General features: G+C 65.3%; 16 protein-coding genes. 6 read left to right on the top strand and 10 right to left on the bottom strand.

The window, feature by feature from the left end; translation table 11 throughout:
• Positions 1–6 precede the first annotated feature (6 nt).
• Entirely contained in the window at positions 7–1,119 is a 1,113-nt protein-coding gene (locus FBY20_RS12655; RefSeq protein ID WP_142052439.1) for a porin, read from the bottom strand.
• A 448-nt stretch (positions 1,120–1,567) separates the two neighbouring features.
• The gene (locus FBY20_RS12650; RefSeq protein WP_056319630.1) at positions 1,568–1,948 is read right to left on the bottom strand and encodes a DUF4148 domain-containing protein; all 381 of its coding nucleotides are present in this window, start codon (positions 1,946–1,948) and stop codon (positions 1,568–1,570) included.
• Between the two features lie 385 nt (positions 1,949–2,333).
• On the opposite strand from FBY20_RS12650, the gene FBY20_RS12645 reads away from it, so the two are divergent.
• A complete protein-coding gene (locus FBY20_RS12645) occupies positions 2,334–3,224 on the top strand; it encodes a LysR family transcriptional regulator (RefSeq protein ID WP_056319627.1) in 891 nt (296 codons plus the stop codon).
• 51 nt (positions 3,225–3,275) lie between these two features.
• Here the strand turns inward: FBY20_RS12645 and FBY20_RS12640 are convergent, their stop codons facing one another.
• The 8 genes from FBY20_RS12640 to purT form a co-directional block, all read right to left on the bottom strand.
• Complete coding sequence (locus FBY20_RS12640) at positions 3,276–3,830, bottom strand: adenine phosphoribosyltransferase (protein WP_056319625.1); 555 nt, start codon at positions 3,828–3,830, stop codon at positions 3,276–3,278.
• A 54-nt stretch (positions 3,831–3,884) separates the two neighbouring features.
• Complete coding sequence (gene cydC, locus FBY20_RS12635; RefSeq protein WP_142052437.1) at positions 3,885–5,582, bottom strand: thiol reductant ABC exporter subunit CydC; 1,698 nt, start codon at positions 5,580–5,582, stop codon at positions 3,885–3,887.
• Positions 5,579–7,327: a thiol reductant ABC exporter subunit CydD gene (gene cydD, locus FBY20_RS12630; protein ID WP_142052434.1), complete on the bottom strand. Its 1,749-nt coding sequence runs from the start codon at positions 7,325–7,327 to the stop codon at positions 5,579–5,581. The genes cydC and cydD overlap by 4 nt, the downstream gene beginning before the upstream one ends.
• Positions 7,324–7,449 (bottom strand): cytochrome bd-I oxidase subunit CydX, encoded by a 126-nt coding sequence (cydX, locus tag FBY20_RS12625; RefSeq protein ID WP_056319618.1) that lies wholly within the window; start codon positions 7,447–7,449, stop codon positions 7,324–7,326. The genes cydD and cydX overlap by 4 nt, the downstream gene beginning before the upstream one ends.
• Before the next feature lie 16 nt (positions 7,450–7,465).
• Positions 7,466–8,620 (bottom strand): cytochrome d ubiquinol oxidase subunit II, encoded by a 1,155-nt coding sequence (cydB, locus tag FBY20_RS12620; protein WP_056319614.1) that lies wholly within the window; start codon positions 8,618–8,620, stop codon positions 7,466–7,468.
• Positions 8,621–8,634: 14 nt separating this feature from the next.
• On the bottom strand, positions 8,635–10,209 hold the full coding sequence (locus FBY20_RS12615) for a cytochrome ubiquinol oxidase subunit I (protein ID WP_056319612.1): 1,575 nt from the start codon (positions 10,207–10,209) through the stop codon (positions 8,635–8,637).
• Between the two features lie 126 nt (positions 10,210–10,335).
• Complete coding sequence (locus FBY20_RS12610) at positions 10,336–10,881, bottom strand: GbsR/MarR family transcriptional regulator (RefSeq protein ID WP_056319609.1); 546 nt, start codon at positions 10,879–10,881, stop codon at positions 10,336–10,338.
• Positions 10,882–11,194: 313 nt separating this feature from the next.
• A complete protein-coding gene (gene purT, locus FBY20_RS12605) occupies positions 11,195–12,412 on the bottom strand; it encodes a formate-dependent phosphoribosylglycinamide formyltransferase (RefSeq protein ID WP_056319606.1) in 1,218 nt (405 codons plus the stop codon).
• A 104-nt stretch (positions 12,413–12,516) separates the two neighbouring features.
• Here purT and FBY20_RS12600 point away from each other — a divergent pair, with 104 nt between their 5' ends.
• Genes FBY20_RS12600 through lptB form a run of 5 tightly spaced genes read left to right on the top strand, consistent with a single transcriptional unit; the run spans position 12,517 to position 16,229 of the window.
• Positions 12,517–13,506: an SIS domain-containing protein gene (locus FBY20_RS12600; protein ID WP_056319605.1), complete on the top strand. Its 990-nt coding sequence runs from the start codon at positions 12,517–12,519 to the stop codon at positions 13,504–13,506.
• The gene (locus tag FBY20_RS12595; protein ID WP_082586232.1) at positions 13,503–14,111 is read left to right on the top strand and encodes an HAD family hydrolase; all 609 of its coding nucleotides are present in this window, start codon (positions 13,503–13,505) and stop codon (positions 14,109–14,111) included. Before FBY20_RS12600 ends, FBY20_RS12595 begins: the two co-directional genes overlap by 4 nt.
• Before the next feature lie 37 nt (positions 14,112–14,148).
• The gene (gene lptC, locus FBY20_RS12590) at positions 14,149–14,781 is read left to right on the top strand and encodes an LPS export ABC transporter periplasmic protein LptC (RefSeq protein WP_056319599.1); all 633 of its coding nucleotides are present in this window, start codon (positions 14,149–14,151) and stop codon (positions 14,779–14,781) included.
• Entirely contained in the window at positions 14,778–15,401 is a 624-nt protein-coding gene (lptA, locus tag FBY20_RS12585; RefSeq protein ID WP_056319596.1) for a lipopolysaccharide transport periplasmic protein LptA, read from the top strand. The genes lptC and lptA overlap by 4 nt, the downstream gene beginning before the upstream one ends.
• 33 nt (positions 15,402–15,434) lie before the next feature.
• A complete protein-coding gene (lptB, locus tag FBY20_RS12580) occupies positions 15,435–16,229 on the top strand; it encodes an LPS export ABC transporter ATP-binding protein (RefSeq protein ID WP_056319593.1) in 795 nt (264 codons plus the stop codon).
• The last annotated feature ends 80 nt before the right edge of the window (positions 16,230–16,309 follow it).

Raw genomic sequence — 16,309 nt, 5'->3', positions numbered from 1 at the left:
TGTTGCTTAGAAACGGTGACGCAGGCCGACGGCAACCGCCGTATCGGTGGCATCGTGCTGGAACGCGTAGTTGTCGCCATAAGAGGCGTACGCGTACAGGTTCGTGCGCTTGGTGAACTCGTAGGTGTAGCCAAGGCTGTACACGTTGAACGTTGCGTCGTCGCCCGTCAGCTTGTCATTGCTGGCGGTGGCGCGCTGCCACGAGCCGAACACGGCGTGGCGGCCCAGCGGCACGGTGGCGCCGACCATGTACGAGTTGGCGCGAAAGCCGTCGGCCAGTTTGAACGAACCCAGCTTGTTCATGCCGTCGGGCGTGGTGCCCATGTTCTGGCCGATGAACCAGCCATCGCGGGTCTGGCCAAAGGCGGCGGCCAGCTTCACGACTTCAAAGTCGTACGAACCGCCGACGATGTATTCCTGAATGCGCGCCGCATCCTTGCCGCCGACGCGGTCGTTGGACGGGTTGAAGCGATCGTAGGCGGCGGCCAGGTTCAGCGGGCCGTTGACGTACTGCACGCCGGCGGTGATCACACGGTTGTTGTTGCCCGTGGCAAAGCCCTTCTGCGTCGAATCGGTAACGGTGTCGTCCGCACTGAACGCATAACCCAGGCCGACCTTCAGGCCGCCCAGGCTGGGGGTCTGATACAGGACCATGTTGTCCAGGCGCATCGTGTTGGCGCTGCCGAACGTGGTGCCCATGTTGGCGTTGTTGTAGCTGATCGAGAACGGGTCGATCGAGCCGAAGTACTTCGAGGCCAGGTTGGTCTGACGGCCGAATTCCAGACGGCCCCACGAATCGCTGTCCAGGCCAACGGTGGCCTGACGTCCGAACAGGCGATTGCTCTGCAGCGAGTTGCCGTTCAGGGGACCGAAGCCGCCTTCCAGCGTGAAGATCGCGCGCAGGCCGTCGCCCAGGTCTTCCGTGCCGCGCAGACCGAAGCGCGAACCGCTGCTCACGCCCTGCACCGCACCAATGCGGCTCTGCGAGTCGCCCTTGAACTTCACTTTTTCGTAGCCAAGGCCAGCATCGATCAAACCGTACAGCGTCACGGAATCGGCGGCCTGCGCGGCGCCGGCAAAGCCGGTCAGCAACGCGACGGCCAAAAACGTCTTCTTCATTTGAAACCCCAAAATGGCGAGATGAAAGGCGCACTGCTTGGCGCCGCAAGACCGCGGAACCTCGCATGCCGCTGCGTCCAATCGCGCGGCTGATGCACTGGAGGTAGTGTCCGGCTTGTAGCAGTTCGTAGTAACCCGGATTTCGACGAACTACTTTCCATGGTTGGGATAATGACGCGCCCCTGAAGGCGCGCGGCGTCACTTGGCGCCTGCTAACACCTTGATCTCAAATATGAATCATTGCTCGCATCGCGCTTTCACATCACCGGATCGGCCGTGCGGCGCGCGTCCTGGCGGGAAACAGATGTAGCGGGAGCGGAACAGTTTTTGCAGCGTAAATGCCACACGAATTCAGCCGCCGCACAAAAAGCAGGACGCAAAAAAACCCCTCGGCGTCACAAGGGGTTCTTTCGGTGACCTTCCGGGCGGCTGGATAGCCGGTTTTGAATTAGCGGCCCTTGGGCGGGTAATCCAGTTCGCCGAACGTGTATTCGCCGCGCGCCTTGGCGTCGGCCAGTTCCTGGCGAACTTCCGCACGGGTCTTGCCGGCGGTCTGCGAGACGGCCTTGGGCGGATAGTCCAGTTCAGCGCTCGTCACCTGGCCTGCGGCCTTGGCAGTTTGCAGTTCCTGCTGAACCTGTTCGCGCGACAGGCTGGTGGTCTGAGGGGCAGCGGGCGGATAGTCCAGTTCGCCGAACGTGACGGTGCCCGCGGCCTTGGCGGCTTGCAGTTCCTGCTGGACTTGTTCACGCGTCTTGCCATCGGCGTGAGCGGCGGACATGCCAACCAGAGTTGCGGTAACCATGAGTGCGGTTGCTAGGGCTTTCATTGCGATGACTCCATCCTAAACGTTGCACATCGTCTTGCGCCAGGCTGGCGGGCTCGATATGACAATTTGATTGCTGGGACGAAGTATCTGGCGATTGGCGCTTAGTAAAAACCCTTAATTTGGGGAACATATTTGCACGGATGGGACAATTGCTCGCCAGATCCGCGTTATGACTCTATGTGAAAGGGGCCCGCAATGGTTGCGCTGGATGATGCCGAACCTCGCATTTGTTCAGTTTCCCGCAAGGTGGGTATCGCAATATGAAGCCCCCACGCGATGGAATTGTTGTTCAAAGTGGAGAAATAGACATTTCTACTGGCGGGACAATAATTCCATTTATCATACGAATCTGCCAGAAATGGAAACTTGAGTCTCGAGGGCATTCATGGACATTCAGCTTAACGACATCGCGCTATTCGTCGAGGTCGCCAAGCGCAAGAACTTCAGCCACGCCGCCGAAGCCTTGAATATCCCGACCTCCACACTCTCGCGCCGGGTCAGCGAACTGGAACGCAGCGTGGGCATGCGGCTGCTCAACCGCAGCACCCGCAAGATCGATCTGACCGAAGCCGGCGCCATCTACTTCGAACGTTGCCGCCATATCGTCGAAGAGGCGCGCATCGCGCACGACCAACTGCTGGACATGGCCGTGCAGCCCAAGGGCCGTCTGCGGATCTCGCTGCCGACCAGCCTGGCGCAATTGTTCCTGCCCGCCGTGATCCGCGAATTTCGCGAACAGCATCCGGATATCGAATGCGACTTCGATCTGAGCATGCGCCCCATCGATCCCATCAGTAATCCCTTCGACCTGATCCTGCGTTTCGGGCAGCAGCCCGATTCCAGCCTCATCTCGCGCAAGATCGTGCTGATGGCGCACCAGCTTTATGCGTCGCCCGAGTATCTGGCCCGCCACGGCGAACCGCGCGTGCCGGCGGACCTGACCCACCACGAATGCCTGCGCCCCACCATGCGCGAGGAATCGTCCTTCTGGATGCTCCATTCGGGCGACAAGGTCGAGCGCGTGCAGGTGTCTGGCCGCCTGTCGGCCAATAACGTGGGGATGCTGGGACGATTGGCCGGTCAGGGGTTGGGCATCACCCCGCTGCTGGTGTTCGACGCGATGGAGCGCGCCATCAAGCAAACGGGGTTGGTGCGCGTGCTGCCGGAGTGGAGCCTGACGCCCCTGCCCTTGTTTGCGCTGCTGCCCTCGCGCATGCTGCCGGCCAAGACCAAGGCTTTTCTGGATTTCATCCAGCCCCGCTTGTCTGACGCCTAAGGAAGGTGCGCGGGGCGGCCCCCTGCGAAGGAGGCGGCTGATGCCGTACCGCTACGGCGTCGTGTCCGCGCCGTACTGACAGACCGTGTAGAGCGGCGTGCCGGTGGCAGCCACCTTGGCGGACCCGCCCAGATCCGGCAAATCAATGATCGCGGCGGCTTCCACAACGTTGGCGCCCAGGCGCTGCAGCAGCTTGATGGCCGCGAGCATGGTGCCGCCCGTGGCGATCAGATCGTCCACCAGCAGGACACGCTGGCCCGTCCGGACCGAATCCGTGTGCATTTCGACGGCCGCGTTGCCGTATTCGAGCGAGTATTCCTCTGCCACCGTGCGGTAAGGCAGCTTGCCCTTCTTGCGCACGGGCACGAAGCCCAGGTTCAGTTCATAGGCCAGCACGCTGCCCACGATGAAACCGCGCGCGTCCACACCCGCCACCAGATCCAGGCGCTGGCGCATGTAGCGATAGACGAAGAGATCGATCAGGACGCGGAACGCACGCGGATCCTGCAGCACCGGCGTGATATCGCGGAACGTGACACCGGGTTGGGGCCAGTCCGGAACGCTGCGGATGGTGCGCCGGATGAACTCGGCGTTGTCGGTCTGCATGGATACGGCCCTGAGTGAATTGAAGCAAGGCGAACTATAACCGCGCCGCCGCGCTTAAGCCAGGATTGCCGCATGCGATGACATGTCATGCAGTCGACCGTTGCGCAACACATGGCAACGGTGCACCGCGCCCTCGGGCAGGGCCGCGTGCGTGGCCAGCACCACGGTGCGTCCGCGCACCGCGTGTTCCAGGTCCGCAAAGAATGCCGCTTCGGCCGCGCCATCCAATCCCGCGGTCGGCTCGTCCAGCACGATGACCGCGGCGGGCGCCAGCAACGCCCGGGCCAGGCACAGGCGCCGCGCTTGCCCGGCCGACAGCTGCGAGCCGGTTTCGCCAGCCCAGGTGTCCAGGCCATCGGGCAGACCGCGCACGAAATCACCGAGTCTTGCTGCATCCAGCGCCTGCCACAGCGCGCCATCGTCGGCGTCGGGATTGCCGATCAACAGGTTCGTGCGCAGCGTGCCCAGAAACAGGGGCGAATCCTGCGAAAGCAGGACGATCCGCCGGTGCCAATCGGCCTGCGCACATTCGCGCGCATCGCACCCGCCGAAGCGGACCTGCCCTGCCTGCGGATCCTCAAGCCTGAGGATCAGATGCAGCAGCGTGGATTTCCCCGCGCCGCTTGGGCCCAGGATGGCCACGCGTTCGCCCGGTTCGATTCGCAGGCTAATGTCTTTCAGCACCCGCACGCCATCGCCGGCGGCGCGGGCCGGATAGGCGAAGCCGACACCATCGAGTTCCAGCGCGCCGCTGTGGGGCAAGGGGCGCGGCACCGCTGGATCCTGCATGTCGGGTTCGCATTGCGTGACCTCGCGGATGCGCGCGGCGGCCGACATCGCGGATCCCATCCGGGATGCGCCTCGCATGATCGGGCCGGCGACTTCGAAAATGCCGATGACGGCGAGCAGCAAGCCCGCCAGGACGGGGGCTTCGATCCGCCCCGCCTCATGCGCGGCAAGTCCAAACCACAACAGCGCCATCACCGCCACGCCCGCGGCCACCTGAAGGAACCATTGCCCGCGCACCGCCACCCGCGCCTGGCTGCGACGCGCCTGGGCACTGGCCTCGCACAGGCGCTCGAAATGCGCCAGCGTCTCGGCCTGGGCATGCAGGGCCACCATGTCGGCGTGGCCGTCCACCGCATCCAGCGTGGCGGCACGTAGCCCCGCCGCGCTTTCCTGCGCGCCTGCGCCCGGCTTGCGCGCCGCGCGCAGCAGCCACAGGGGCACGATCACGCACGCCGTCAGCAGCGCCAGCGCAAAGACCAGCGCCGCCGCGGGGACCCATTGCCCCAGCACGGCGGTCAGCACCGCGCCGGCAACGATCGCGGTGGTCAGCGGCGCCAGCACAAACAGAAAGACCGTGTCCAGCGCGTCGACGTCGTTCGTCATGCGGGCGACCAGATCGCCGCTTCGATAACGCGCAAGCTGGCGCGGCGTCAGCCGGATCAGCGCCGAAAACACCAAGGCGCGCAGATCCGCCAACAAGCGCAGCGTGGCGGCATGACCGACCACCCGGTCGGCATAGCGCGACACGATCCGCAGGAAGGACAGCCCCCGCACCAGCGCGGACGGCGCAAACAGGTTGAAGACGCTGCCGGCGCCGGCCAGGAACGCGCCCGTCAGGAACCAGCCCGACACGCCCAGCAGTCCCACGCCGGCGGCCACGGTCGCCAGCGCACAGAACAATGCGAGCAAAAGCCCGCCTTTTCGGCGTGCGTATAGCGGCAGGAGCAACAGCAGATTCTTCATGCGTCTTCCACGGCGCCGGCGGCGATGCGCGCCACGCGCGGCAAGCGTGCGGCCACCGCGGGCGCGTGCGTCGCCAGCACCAAGGTGCGGCCGGCGGCAAATTGCAGAATCTCATCCAGCACGCGGGCCTGCGTCGCGTCGTCCAGGTGGGCGGTGGGTTCGTCCAGCAGGATAAGCCCCGGATCGCGCAGGAACAGGCGGGCCAGCGCCACGCGCTGCGCCTGCCCGCCGGACAAGCCGTGGCCGCGGCTGCCCAGCACGGTATCCAATCCTTGCGGCAGGTCCTGCGCGAATTCCAACACGCAAGCGCGGCGCGCGGCATCCTCAACCTGCGCATCCGTGGCGCCGGGCCGGCCCAGCCGGATGTTGTCGGCGATCGATCCGGCCAGCAATTGCGGCCGCTGGCCGATCAGCGCCACACGCTGGCGCAAGGCGGTCTCGTCCCATTGCGCCAGCGGCAGGCCATCGATGCGAATATCGCCGTCGGCGGGCCGCAGGCGCGCGATGGCCTCGATCAGGGTGGACTTGCCGATACCGCTCGCGCCCATCAGCGCCATGTGCTCGCCGGGCGCGAGCACAAGCGCCGCATCGGCCAGCACTGCGTGGCCGCGGCCCGGCGCCTCGACCCGCAAGCCATCAATGGCAACCGCGGCGCCCTTGCCGGCATGCGCGAGCTTGCCGCCCAAATCGGGCGCTGCTTCGGCCTCGGCTTGCGGCAGGCCATCGAACAGGACGGCAATTTGCGTGACGGCGGCCAGCGCCGTCGCGCGATCGTGATAGTGGGCGGCAAACTGGCGCAGCGGCGCGTAGACCTCGGGCGCCATCAACAGGCAGAACAGCCCGGCCTGCAGCGTCAGCGGCGACCAGCGCATGTCCAGAAATCCCAGGTAAGTCAGGCCGATGTAGACCGCAATGCCCGCCACGCCCAACGCGGCAAAAAATTCCAGTACGGCCGAGGACAGAAACGCGATGCGCAGCACCGACATCGTCCGCTGGCGCAGCGCATCGCTGGCGGCCACGACGGACTGGGCCTCGGCCTGCGCGCGCCCATACAGCTTCAGCGTGGACAGCCCGCGCAACCGGTCCGCGAAAAACCCCGACAGCCGGGCGAACGCACGCAGGTGGCGGCGGCTGGCGCCTTGCGCGCCCCACCCCACCAGCGCCATGAAGAGCGGAATCAGCGGCGCCGTGATCAGCAACACCAAACCCGCGATCACGTCGACGGGCAGCAGCACCACCGCGAATGCCACCGGCAGCATCGCGGCCGCGGCCATCGCGGGCAGATACTTCGCAAAGAATCCATCCAGCGCCTCGACCTGGTCGACCACCGCGCTCGCCAGTTCACCCGACGTTTTGCCGCGGCTCCAGTAAGGGACTTTTTGCACCAGCCGCAGGAACAGCGACTGGCGAACGTGGCGCTTGATGCGCTCGGAGGCATCCGCGCCGGCGCGCTCGCCCGCCCAGGCGATGCACGCGCGCAGCAGCATCAGCCCCGCAATACCGGCGATGCCGCCCAGCAGTTCATGCCGCGGCGTGCCACCCACGATCGCCGAGTCCAGCACGCTGGCAAGAAGCCAGGCCTGCACGACGAGCAATGCGCCGCTGACCAGCGGCGCGGCGCCCGCCACGATCAGCGGATACCGCGCCGTTCTGGCCAGTCCCATCAGCCACCGCGACTGTTCGCGCGGCGGCTTCTGCAGGGACGCCGACGGGTCGTGCTCGAGGCTGCTTGCGCCGCCGCTCACTCGACGTCGCGGCTGGCGCGCGGGTCATGGGTCTGACCTTCGCGCAGCTCGAACCACATCGCATTGAGAATGGCGAATGCGCACGCCAGGCCAAGGCCAAGAATCCACGAGAAATACCACATGGACGAGGCTCCTTTATCAGTACGAGTTGGGCGTGTCGCCCACCGAATCATGGGTGACCTTGCCGCGCATGACGCGGTACACCCAACCGGTGTAGACGGTCACGATCGGCAGGAAGATGGCCACTGCAATCACCATGATCCACAGCGTCAGGTGGCTGGACGAGCCGTCCCAGATGGTCAGGCCGGCCTTCGGATTGGTCGAGGACGGCATGATGAACGGAAAGAGCGAGAAGCCCACCGTCAGGATCACGCCGGCAATCGACGCCGAGGACGACAGGAATGCCAGCATGTTGGCGCGCACGGTCAGCAGCAGCGCCGCCAGCACCGCGCCGGCCACGCCCAGCGCGGGCGCGATCCACATCCACGGCCACTTCGCGTAGTTGGCCATCCAGGCGCCGGTCTGCACCGACACGGTCTTTAGCATCGGATCGGACGGCGCGGACATATCGACCGCGCTGGTGATTGCATGACCCGGCACGCCGCCCGCGACCCAGAAGCCGCCGGCCACGAACAGCACTGCCGTCAGCACCGCGCACAGACGGCCCCAGTTGCGAGCGCGCGAGGACACGGGATCATCCGTGCGCCACGCCAGCAGCACCGCGCCATGCATGGCCAGCATCATCACGCTCAGCACGCCTGCAAGCAGGGCGAACGGCATGAACAGCTGGAAGAAGTGCCCTTCGTAGATCGGGCGCAGCGTCACGGCATCGAACGTGAACGGCACGCCCAGCACGATGTTGCCCATCGCCACGCCGAACACCAGCGACGCCACCACACCCGAGAAGCACAGCACGGCGTCCCAGCGATTGCGCCAGCGCGTGCCTTCCATCTTGCTGCGGTACTTGAAGCCCACCGGCCGCAGGATCAGCGCCAGCAGGACCAGCATCATCGCCAGGTAAAAGCCCGAGAACGAGGCGGCATAGAGCAAGGGCCACGCGGCAAAGATGGCGCCGCCCGCGGTGATTAGCCAGACCTGATTGCCTTCCCAGACCGGCCCCACCACGTTGATGACGATGCGCCGCTCGGCGTCGGTCTTGGCGACCACCGGCAACAGCGCCGCCACGCCCAGGTCAAAGCCGTCCATGACGGCAAAGCCGATGAGCAAGGCGCCCAGAAGCACCCACCACACCACGCGCAGCGTGCCGTAGTCAAAAGGAATTAGGGTATCCATTTGCGTTTCTCCCCTCAGGCGCGCACGGCGGCGTGGACGGGATCGGCGGCGGCATCACCCGGCGCCGGCCCGTCGGATTTCGGTCCGGCCTTGATGGCGTGCAGCATGACCTTCACGCCGATGATGAGCAGGATCGTGTACAGCACCAGGAAGATCGACAGGCTGATGACGAGGTCGGTCATGGTCAGGCCCGACGCCGCGTAGTACGTGGGCAGCACGCCTTCGATCACCCAGGGCTGGCGGCCGTACTCGGCGACGAACCAGCCGCTTTCGATGGCGACCCACGGCAGCGGCAGGCTCCACAACGCCACCTTGAGCAGCGCCGGACGCTTGTCCAGGCGGCCGCGCGAGGCAAGCCAGAACGCCACGCCGAAGAACAGGATGAGGTACATGCCCACCGCGACCATGATGCGGAACGCCCAGAAAAGCGGCGCCACGGTCGGCACGGTATCGATCGCGGCCTGCTTGATGTCCGCTTCGGTGACCTTGCTGATGTCGGGCTGATGGCGCTTGACGAGGAGCGCGTAGCCCAGGTCCGGCCAGGTCCTGTCGAACACCATGCGCGCATCCACATCCTTCGGGTTCGCGCGGATCTTCTGCAGGGCCTCGTAGGCCACGATACCGTCGCGGATGCGATTCTCGGCGCGCAGGATCAGGTCATTGATGCCCAGCAGCGGCGTGGTCAGCGAACGCGTGCCGATGATGCCCATGACATAGGGAATCTCGATCGCGAAGTCGTTGCGGCGCTCGGCCTGGTTCGGGATGGCGATCAGGTTGAAGGACGCGGGCGCGGGCTCGGTGTGCCACATGGATTCCATGGCCGCGATCTTCATCTTCTGGTGTTCGGTGGTCAGATAGCCGCTTTCATCGCCCAGCACGACCACCGACAGGGCGCCTGCAAGGCCGAAGCTGGCAGCTACCGCCATCGAGCGCTTGGCAAGGTCGATATGACGGCCGCGCAGCAGATACCACGCACTGATCGACATGACGAACATGGCGCCCGCCACGTAACCGGCGCTGACGGTATGCACGAACTTGGCTTGCGCGACCGGGTTGAAGATGACCGCGGCGAAGTCGGTCATTTCCATGCGCATCGTGTCCGGATTGAAGACCGCGCCGACAGGGTTCTGCATCCAGCCGTTGGCGATCAGGATCCACAGGGCCGAGAAGTTCGTGCCGAAGGCCACCAGCCAGGTCACGGCCAGGTGGCTGACCTTGGACATGCGGTTCCAGCCGAAGAAGAACAGGCCGACGAAGGTGGCTTCCAGGAAGAACGCCATCAGCCCTTCAAGGGCCAGCGGCGCGCCGAAGACGTCGCCCACGTAGTGGCTGTAGTAGGACCAGTTCATGCCGAACTGGAACTCCATCACCACGCCCGTGGCCACGCCCAGCGCGAAGTTGATGCCGAACAGCGTGCCCCAGAACATCGTCATCTTCTTCCAGATGGCGCGTCCGGTCATGACGTACACGCTTTCCATGATGGCCAGGATGAACGACAGGCCAAGCGTGAGCGGCACAAAGATGAAATGGTAGAGCGCAGTCGCGGCGAACTGGAACCGCGAGAGATTCACGACATCGAGATCAATCATGAGGCTGCTCCCAAGGCGTCGACGCGCTGCGGCAACCGGCATGGTTCCCAGGCCGTCTACCGCGCCATGTTAGGGGCGTTGCATACAACTTCATAGAGGTTTCCTGAAAAATCGGGGCGTGATGGGTCAGCCCTTGCCCCGCAATTTGCCGGCGAATCCCAACACCTTCTGAACCTTGGAACCAAGTTTCATGAGGCTTTGCAAAGTTTCGGGCGGCAGCCGTTGAACCTCATCGAACCACCCCGTGGATAGTTCGATGAGCTCCAGCATCTCGGTCATTCGTTGTTGCGCGTAAGCCTCGTCGGGGCCGGACGGCGACTCCAGCAGCGTGTCGCGCAGGAGCGTGAGGGTGGGGTCGACTTCGCGCTTGCGCTTCTCTTCCATGAGGATGCGGAAGATTTCCCAGACGTCCTTGGGGGTCTCGAAGTAGTCGCGGCGGTCACCCACCTGATGCATCAGCTTGACCAGGCGCCAGGACTGCAGCTCTTTCAGCCCGAGGCTGACGTTCGAGCGCGAAAAGCCCAGGGCCTCGGCGATATCGTCGGCGTTCAGCGGCTGCGGCGCGAGAAACAGCAGCGCGTAGATCTGGCCGACGGTGCGGTTCACGCCCCAACGGCTGCCCATTTCACCAAAGTGCAGGACAAATCGTTCGATCTGGGGGGAAAGCGCCATGAGGATCAGCCAGTAACACAGCGAAGGGCTGCACGACACATGCAGTTACTTCGATTTCAGAAATTTCTGAAATTATCGAACAAACGATGAGAAAGCGCAAACCACACTGCGCTCAGGGGCGAAGGCGCAACCGGGCGCCATTCAGGGCGCGGGCAGGCCAAATTAGCCGCCGAACGTGACAGCCATACAACACAAATCGGGGAATAGCGCCCAGCAAAAACGCCACCGGCCGGTTGGCGGGTGGCGTTGATGGGAGGGAAAAAGCGGGGTAACGGCGGGCGCTACCCGGTCCGGGACAGGCCAGCGTGGACGATCAGCCGGCCTTGACGGTTACGGCGGCCGACACGCGCTTGGCCTTGGCGCGGGCGGCAGCAACGTCTTCCGCCACGGCCAGGCCCACGCCCATGCGGCGCTTGACGAAGGATTCGGGCTTGCCGAAGAGGCGAATGTCCGTGCCGGGCTCGGCAAGCGCCTCGGCCACGCCATGGAACGTCACCGCCCGGGCTTCCACACCGCCATAGATGACGCTGCTGGCGCCCGGCTGGCGCAGGCTGGGGTCGACCGGCAGCCCCAGCAGCGCGCGCGCGTGCAATTCGAACTCGTTCTGCACCTGGGTAATCATGGTGACCATGCCGGTGTCGTGAGGACGCGGGCTGACCTCGGAGAACCAGACCTGGTCGCCCGCCACGAAGAGCTCGACGCCGAAAATGCCCAGTCCGCCCAGCTCGGACGTGACGGCCAGCGCGATGTCGCGCGCACGCTGGAGCGCCGCCGGCGACATGGGATGCGGTTGCCAGCTTTCGACGTAGTCGCCATCCACCTGTTTGTGGCCGATGGGTTCGCAGTAGCGGGTCTCGACCTGGCCGTCGGCGCCGCGGGCCCGTACGGTCAGAAGCGTGATTTCGTAGTCGAAGCGGATGAACCCCTCGACGATGGCGCGGCCGCCCCCGACCCGTCCCCCTTCCTGGGCGTAGCGCCAGGCGGAGGCCACGTCGTCGGCGCTCTTGATGACCGACTGGCCCTTGCCCGACGAGGACATGACCGGCTTGATGACGCAGGGATAGCCGATGCCGCCATCGATGGCCTGGCGCAGCTCGTCCTCGGTGTCGACAAAACGGTAGGGCGAGGTCGGCAGCCCCAGCGTCTCGGCCGCGAGGCGCCGGATGCCTTCGCGATTCATGGTGAGCTGTGCCGCGCGGGCCGTCGGGGTGACCCGCGCCACGCCGGCCGCTTCCAGTTCCACCAGCAAGCTGGTGGCAATGGCCTCGATTTCGGGGACAATAACGTCCGGTTGCTCCGCTTCGATGACCTGCCGCAAGGCCTGCGGGTCGGTCATCGACACCACATGCGCCCGGTGCGCCACCTGATGGCCCGGGGCGTCGGCATACCGATCCACTGCAATGACTTCGACGCCCAGGCGCTGCAGGGCGATGATGACCTCTTTGCCCAGTTCACCGGAACCCAGCAGCATGACGCGGGTGGCCAAGGGGGACAGTGGCGTGCCAAGGACGGGACTGGAAATGCTGGACATGGAGCGGGCCTGGAAGGAAAGTTTGAAAGCCGTTGAAAGACTCGCCAGCATGCCATACGCCCCTGCGCGGGGCAAACTAGCATACTGCGATTAAAATCCGCCCCATGAACGACCATCCCACCTCTTCGTCCGGCACCGCGCTGGCATCTGCGCGCAGAACGCTTCAGATTGAAAGCCAAGGACTGCAGGACCTGTCCGCCCGGCTGGACGACAGCTTCACGCGCGTTGTCGACCTGCTGCTCGCCTGCCGCGGACGGGTGGTCGTCAGCGGCATCGGAAAAACGGGACACATCGCCCGCAAGATCGCCGCGACGCTGGCCTCCACAGGCACGCCCGCCTTCTTCGTACACGCGGCCGAGGCCGTCCACGGCGATCTGGGCATGATCACCCGCGACGACGTCCTCATCGCGATCTCCTATTCCGGCTCGGGCTCGGAATTGCTGACGATCCTGCCCGTCGTGCGCCGCATGGGCGCGGGGCTGGTTGCCATCACAGGCAACCCGCAATCCGAACTGGCCCGGCAGGCCGACATCCACCTGGATGCCAGCGTGGCCCAGGAAGCCTGCCCGATGAACCTGGCGCCCACCGCCAGCACGACCGCCGCCCTGGCGCTGGGCGACGCCCTAGCCGTCGCCTGCCTGGAGGCCCGCGGTTTCGGGCCGCAGGACTTTGCCCGCTCGCACCCGGGCGGCGCGCTGGGCCGCCGCCTGCTCACCCACGTGCGCGACGTCATGCGCCAGGGAGACGCCCTGCCCATCGTCATGGCGGGCACCCCGGTATCGCAGGCGCTGGAGGTCATGTCGGCCAAGGGCATGGGCATGACGGTCGTCACCGACGCGCAGCACCGCCCGCTGGGCATCTTCACCGACGGCGACCTGCGCCGTCTCATCGCGCGGCACGGCGATATCCGCAGCCTGACCGTCGAGGCAGGCATGACGCGCTCGCCGCGCAGCATCAATCCCGAGGCGCTGGCGGTCGAGGCCGCCCGGCAGATGGACGAACAACGGCTCAATCACATGCTGGTGTTGGACAATGACGGCGCGCTGGTCGGCGCATTGCACATGCACGATCTGATGGCCGCTAAAGTGGTATGACTATGAACCTTTCTGCTCCCGTGAATCACCCGGCCGAAGCGCTGGTGCTTGCCCGTATCCCCGCCATCGTGCGCGAACGCGCCGCGGCCGTGCGCCTGATGGTTTTCGACGTGGACGGCGTGCTGACCGACGGCAGCCTCTATTACGGCGAAGGCGGCGAACTGCAAAAGCGCTTCCACGCGCTGGACGGCCACGGGCTGCGGCTGCTGATGGAAGGCGGCCTGAAAGTGGCGCTGATCACCGGACGTTCCGGCCCCATCGTCGCCCGCCGCGCCGCGGAACTGGGCATCGCCGAAGTCATCCAGGGCGTGCGCGACAAGGGCAGCGCCTTGACCGAACTTGCGCAGCGCTGCGGTGTCCAACTCAATCAAACCGGCTACATGGGCGATGACATCATCGACCTGCCGGCCTTGCAGCGCGCCGGCTTTGCGGCCAGCGTGCCCAACGCTCCCGGCTACGTCAGCCAGGCGGCCCACTGGGTTTCCACCCTGCCCGGCGGAAGCGGGGCCGTACGCGAATGCTGCGACCTCCTCTTGGCCTCGCAAGGCCGCCTGGGCGCGTTCCTGGCATCGCCGGGCCTGCTCGGCCCCGGAGCCATCCAGTGATCGCCCCGTTAACGAATACGCCCTCGCGGCGCACCCGATGAAAGAACGTTTTCCCTCACTGATCGCGCTGTTCCTGCTGCTGGTGCTGGTTACCAGCTCGTGGTGGGCGGCCGATTACGCGCAGCGCGCCATCCAGGTGGACCCGCCACGCCGCGTCACCCACGAAATGGACGCATGGTCGCGCGAATTCGTGATGCTGCGCACCGATCCCACGGGCAAGCCCATCAATCGCCTGGAAGGCGACTACATGGAGCACTTTCCCGACGACGATTCGTATCACGTCACCGCGCCGCGCGCGGTGGGCCAGCGCGAGACCAATCCGATCACGGTCGCGGTTTCCAAGACGGCCGTGATGGAACAGGGCGGCAAGCGGATCGTCATGCAGGGCGACGCCCACGTGCTGCGCCAGCCCGATGCCGAAAACGACATGCTGGACGTGCGCAGCCAGCAACTCATCATCCTGCCCGATGACGACGTGGTCTTCACCGACCTGCCCGCCACGGTCCTGAAGGGCCGCTCGCGCATGCAGGGCACGGGCATGCACTACAACAACAAGACTCGCCAATTGCAGGTGTCGGCGTCGACCGACGTGGAAATTGCCGGTTCGGAAGGCAGGCAGCAGCGCCGCACCGAAATTCCTGCCAACAACTCTAACCAGAAAAAACCATGACCGACCTTCGGACCCTCTTCGCCCCGACGACCCGCCTGATGGGCGCCGTGCTGTTGACGGCTTGCGCGTTTGCGCCGGCCCATGCCGCGGACCCGAAGGCGGCAACCCCGGCTGAAGAGCCCAGCACGCTGATCCTGTCGGACACGCTGCACTACGACGACGTGAAGAAACAAAGCGTGTTCACCGGCAACGTCAACATGACGCGCGGCCTGATGACGCTGACGTCCGACACGCTGCAGATGAACGAGGACGCGCAGGGCAACCAATACGGCACGGCCACCGCCAACAAGGGCAAGGTCGTCACCATCCGCCAGGAACGCCCCGAGAACTTCGAACTCATCGAAGGCAAGGGCCTGCGCGCCGAATACGACGGCACCAACAGCACGTTCGACCTGATCGGCCAGGCCATCGTGACCCGCTACGTCTGTGGGAAACCGTTCGATACCATTCGCGGCGAACGGGTACGCTACAACGAGAAGTCCGGCACGTACGAAGCGCAAGGCGGCCCGAATTCCGCCGCGGCAGGCGGACGCGTGCGTTCCTTGGCCGAACCGCGCGCCAAGCTGGACGCCGCCGTCGCCGAATGCCGCAAGCAGCAGGCAGCCAAGAAAGGGCGCTGAAGCGCCTCCCATGCAACACCAATCGCAGCCACGATGAACCAACCTTCAGTGCCGACCCCCGTGACCTCTGCCCCTTCGGGCGTCAAGCAGGGCAGCCTGCGCGCAACCGGACTGCGCAAGACCTACAACGGCCGCACCGTGGTGCAGGATGTGTCCCTGTCCGTGGTAAGCGGCGAAGTCGTGGGCCTGCTGGGCCCCAACGGCGCCGGCAAGACCACCAGCTTCTACATGATCGTCGGCCTGGTGCCCGCGGATGCGGGCCGCATCGAAATCGACGGCGCCGTCATCACGGCAATGCCCATCCACAAGCGCGCGCGCATGGGCCTGTCGTACCTGCCGCAGGACGCTTCCGTGTTCCGCCGCCTGACGGTCGAACAGAACATCCGCGCCGTGCTGGAATTGCAGGTGGGTCCGGACGGCCGTCCGTTGACGACGCCCAAGATCAACGAGCAGATGGAGTCGCTGCTCGAAGAACTGCAGATCGGCCACATCCGCAGCAATGCCGCGATTTCGCTGTCGGGCGGCGAACGCCGCCGCGTGGAAATTGCGCGCGCGCTGGCGACCAGCCCGCGCTTCATCCTGCTGGACGAACCGTTTGCCGGCGTGGACCCCATCGCGGTCATCGAGATCCAGCGCATCGTGCGCTTCCTGAAGGGCCGCGGCATCGGCGTGCTGATCACCGACCATAATGTGCGCGAAACCCTGGGCATCTGCGACCGCGCCTACATCATCAGCGAAGGCAAGGTGCTGACCGACGGCCACCCCGAGGAAATCGTGGGCGACCCCGCCGTTCGCCGCGTGTACCTGGGCGAACACTTCCGGATGTAACCCCATGCTGAAAGACACCGTAACGCCTGGGAAAGAAGGGCCATACGCCCTAGGGGCTCAGCCATAAAATTGCCATGAAC

Origin of the sequence: Achromobacter sp. SLBN-14, assembly GCF_006715415.1 — a bacterium.
In the GTDB taxonomy this organism is placed as follows: Bacteria; Pseudomonadota; Gammaproteobacteria; order Burkholderiales; family Burkholderiaceae_B; genus Achromobacter; species Achromobacter mucicolens.
The sequence above is the reverse complement of the archived record's forward strand: the minus strand, read 5'-3'. Positions and strand labels throughout refer to the sequence as shown.

Bases quoted from the DNA above. Each gene is read 5' to 3' on its own strand.
- FBY20_RS12655 (WP_142052439.1), bottom strand. From the start codon at position 1,119: ATGAAGAAGACGTTTTTGGCCGTCGCGTTGCTGACCGGCTTTGCCGGC.
- FBY20_RS12650 (WP_056319630.1), bottom strand. From the start codon at position 1,948: ATGAAAGCCCTAGCAACCGCACTCATGGTTACCGCAACTCTGGTTGGC.
- FBY20_RS12645 (WP_056319627.1), top strand. From the start codon at position 2,334: ATGGACATTCAGCTTAACGACATCGCGCTATTCGTCGAGGTCGCCAAG.
- FBY20_RS12640 (WP_056319625.1), bottom strand. From the start codon at position 3,830: ATGCAGACCGACAACGCCGAGTTCATCCGGCGCACCATCCGCAGCGTT.
- cydC (WP_142052437.1), bottom strand. From the start codon at position 5,582: ATGAAGAATCTGCTGTTGCTCCTGCCGCTATACGCACGCCGAAAAGGC.
- cydX (WP_056319618.1), bottom strand. From the start codon at position 7,449: ATGTGGTATTTCTCGTGGATTCTTGGCCTTGGCCTGGCGTGCGCATTC.
- cydB (WP_056319614.1), bottom strand. From the start codon at position 8,620: ATGGATACCCTAATTCCTTTTGACTACGGCACGCTGCGCGTGGTGTGG.
- FBY20_RS12615 (WP_056319612.1), bottom strand. From the start codon at position 10,209: ATGATTGATCTCGATGTCGTGAATCTCTCGCGGTTCCAGTTCGCCGCG.
- FBY20_RS12610 (WP_056319609.1), bottom strand. From the start codon at position 10,881: ATGGCGCTTTCCCCCCAGATCGAACGATTTGTCCTGCACTTTGGTGAA.
- purT (WP_056319606.1), bottom strand. From the start codon at position 12,412: ATGTCCAGCATTTCCAGTCCCGTCCTTGGCACGCCACTGTCCCCCTTG.
- FBY20_RS12600 (WP_056319605.1), top strand. From the start codon at position 12,517: ATGAACGACCATCCCACCTCTTCGTCCGGCACCGCGCTGGCATCTGCG.
- FBY20_RS12595 (WP_082586232.1), top strand. From the start codon at position 13,503: ATGACTATGAACCTTTCTGCTCCCGTGAATCACCCGGCCGAAGCGCTG.
- lptC (WP_056319599.1), top strand. From the start codon at position 14,149: ATGAAAGAACGTTTTCCCTCACTGATCGCGCTGTTCCTGCTGCTGGTG.
- lptA (WP_056319596.1), top strand. From the start codon at position 14,778: ATGACCGACCTTCGGACCCTCTTCGCCCCGACGACCCGCCTGATGGGC.
- lptB (WP_056319593.1), top strand. From the start codon at position 15,435: ATGAACCAACCTTCAGTGCCGACCCCCGTGACCTCTGCCCCTTCGGGC.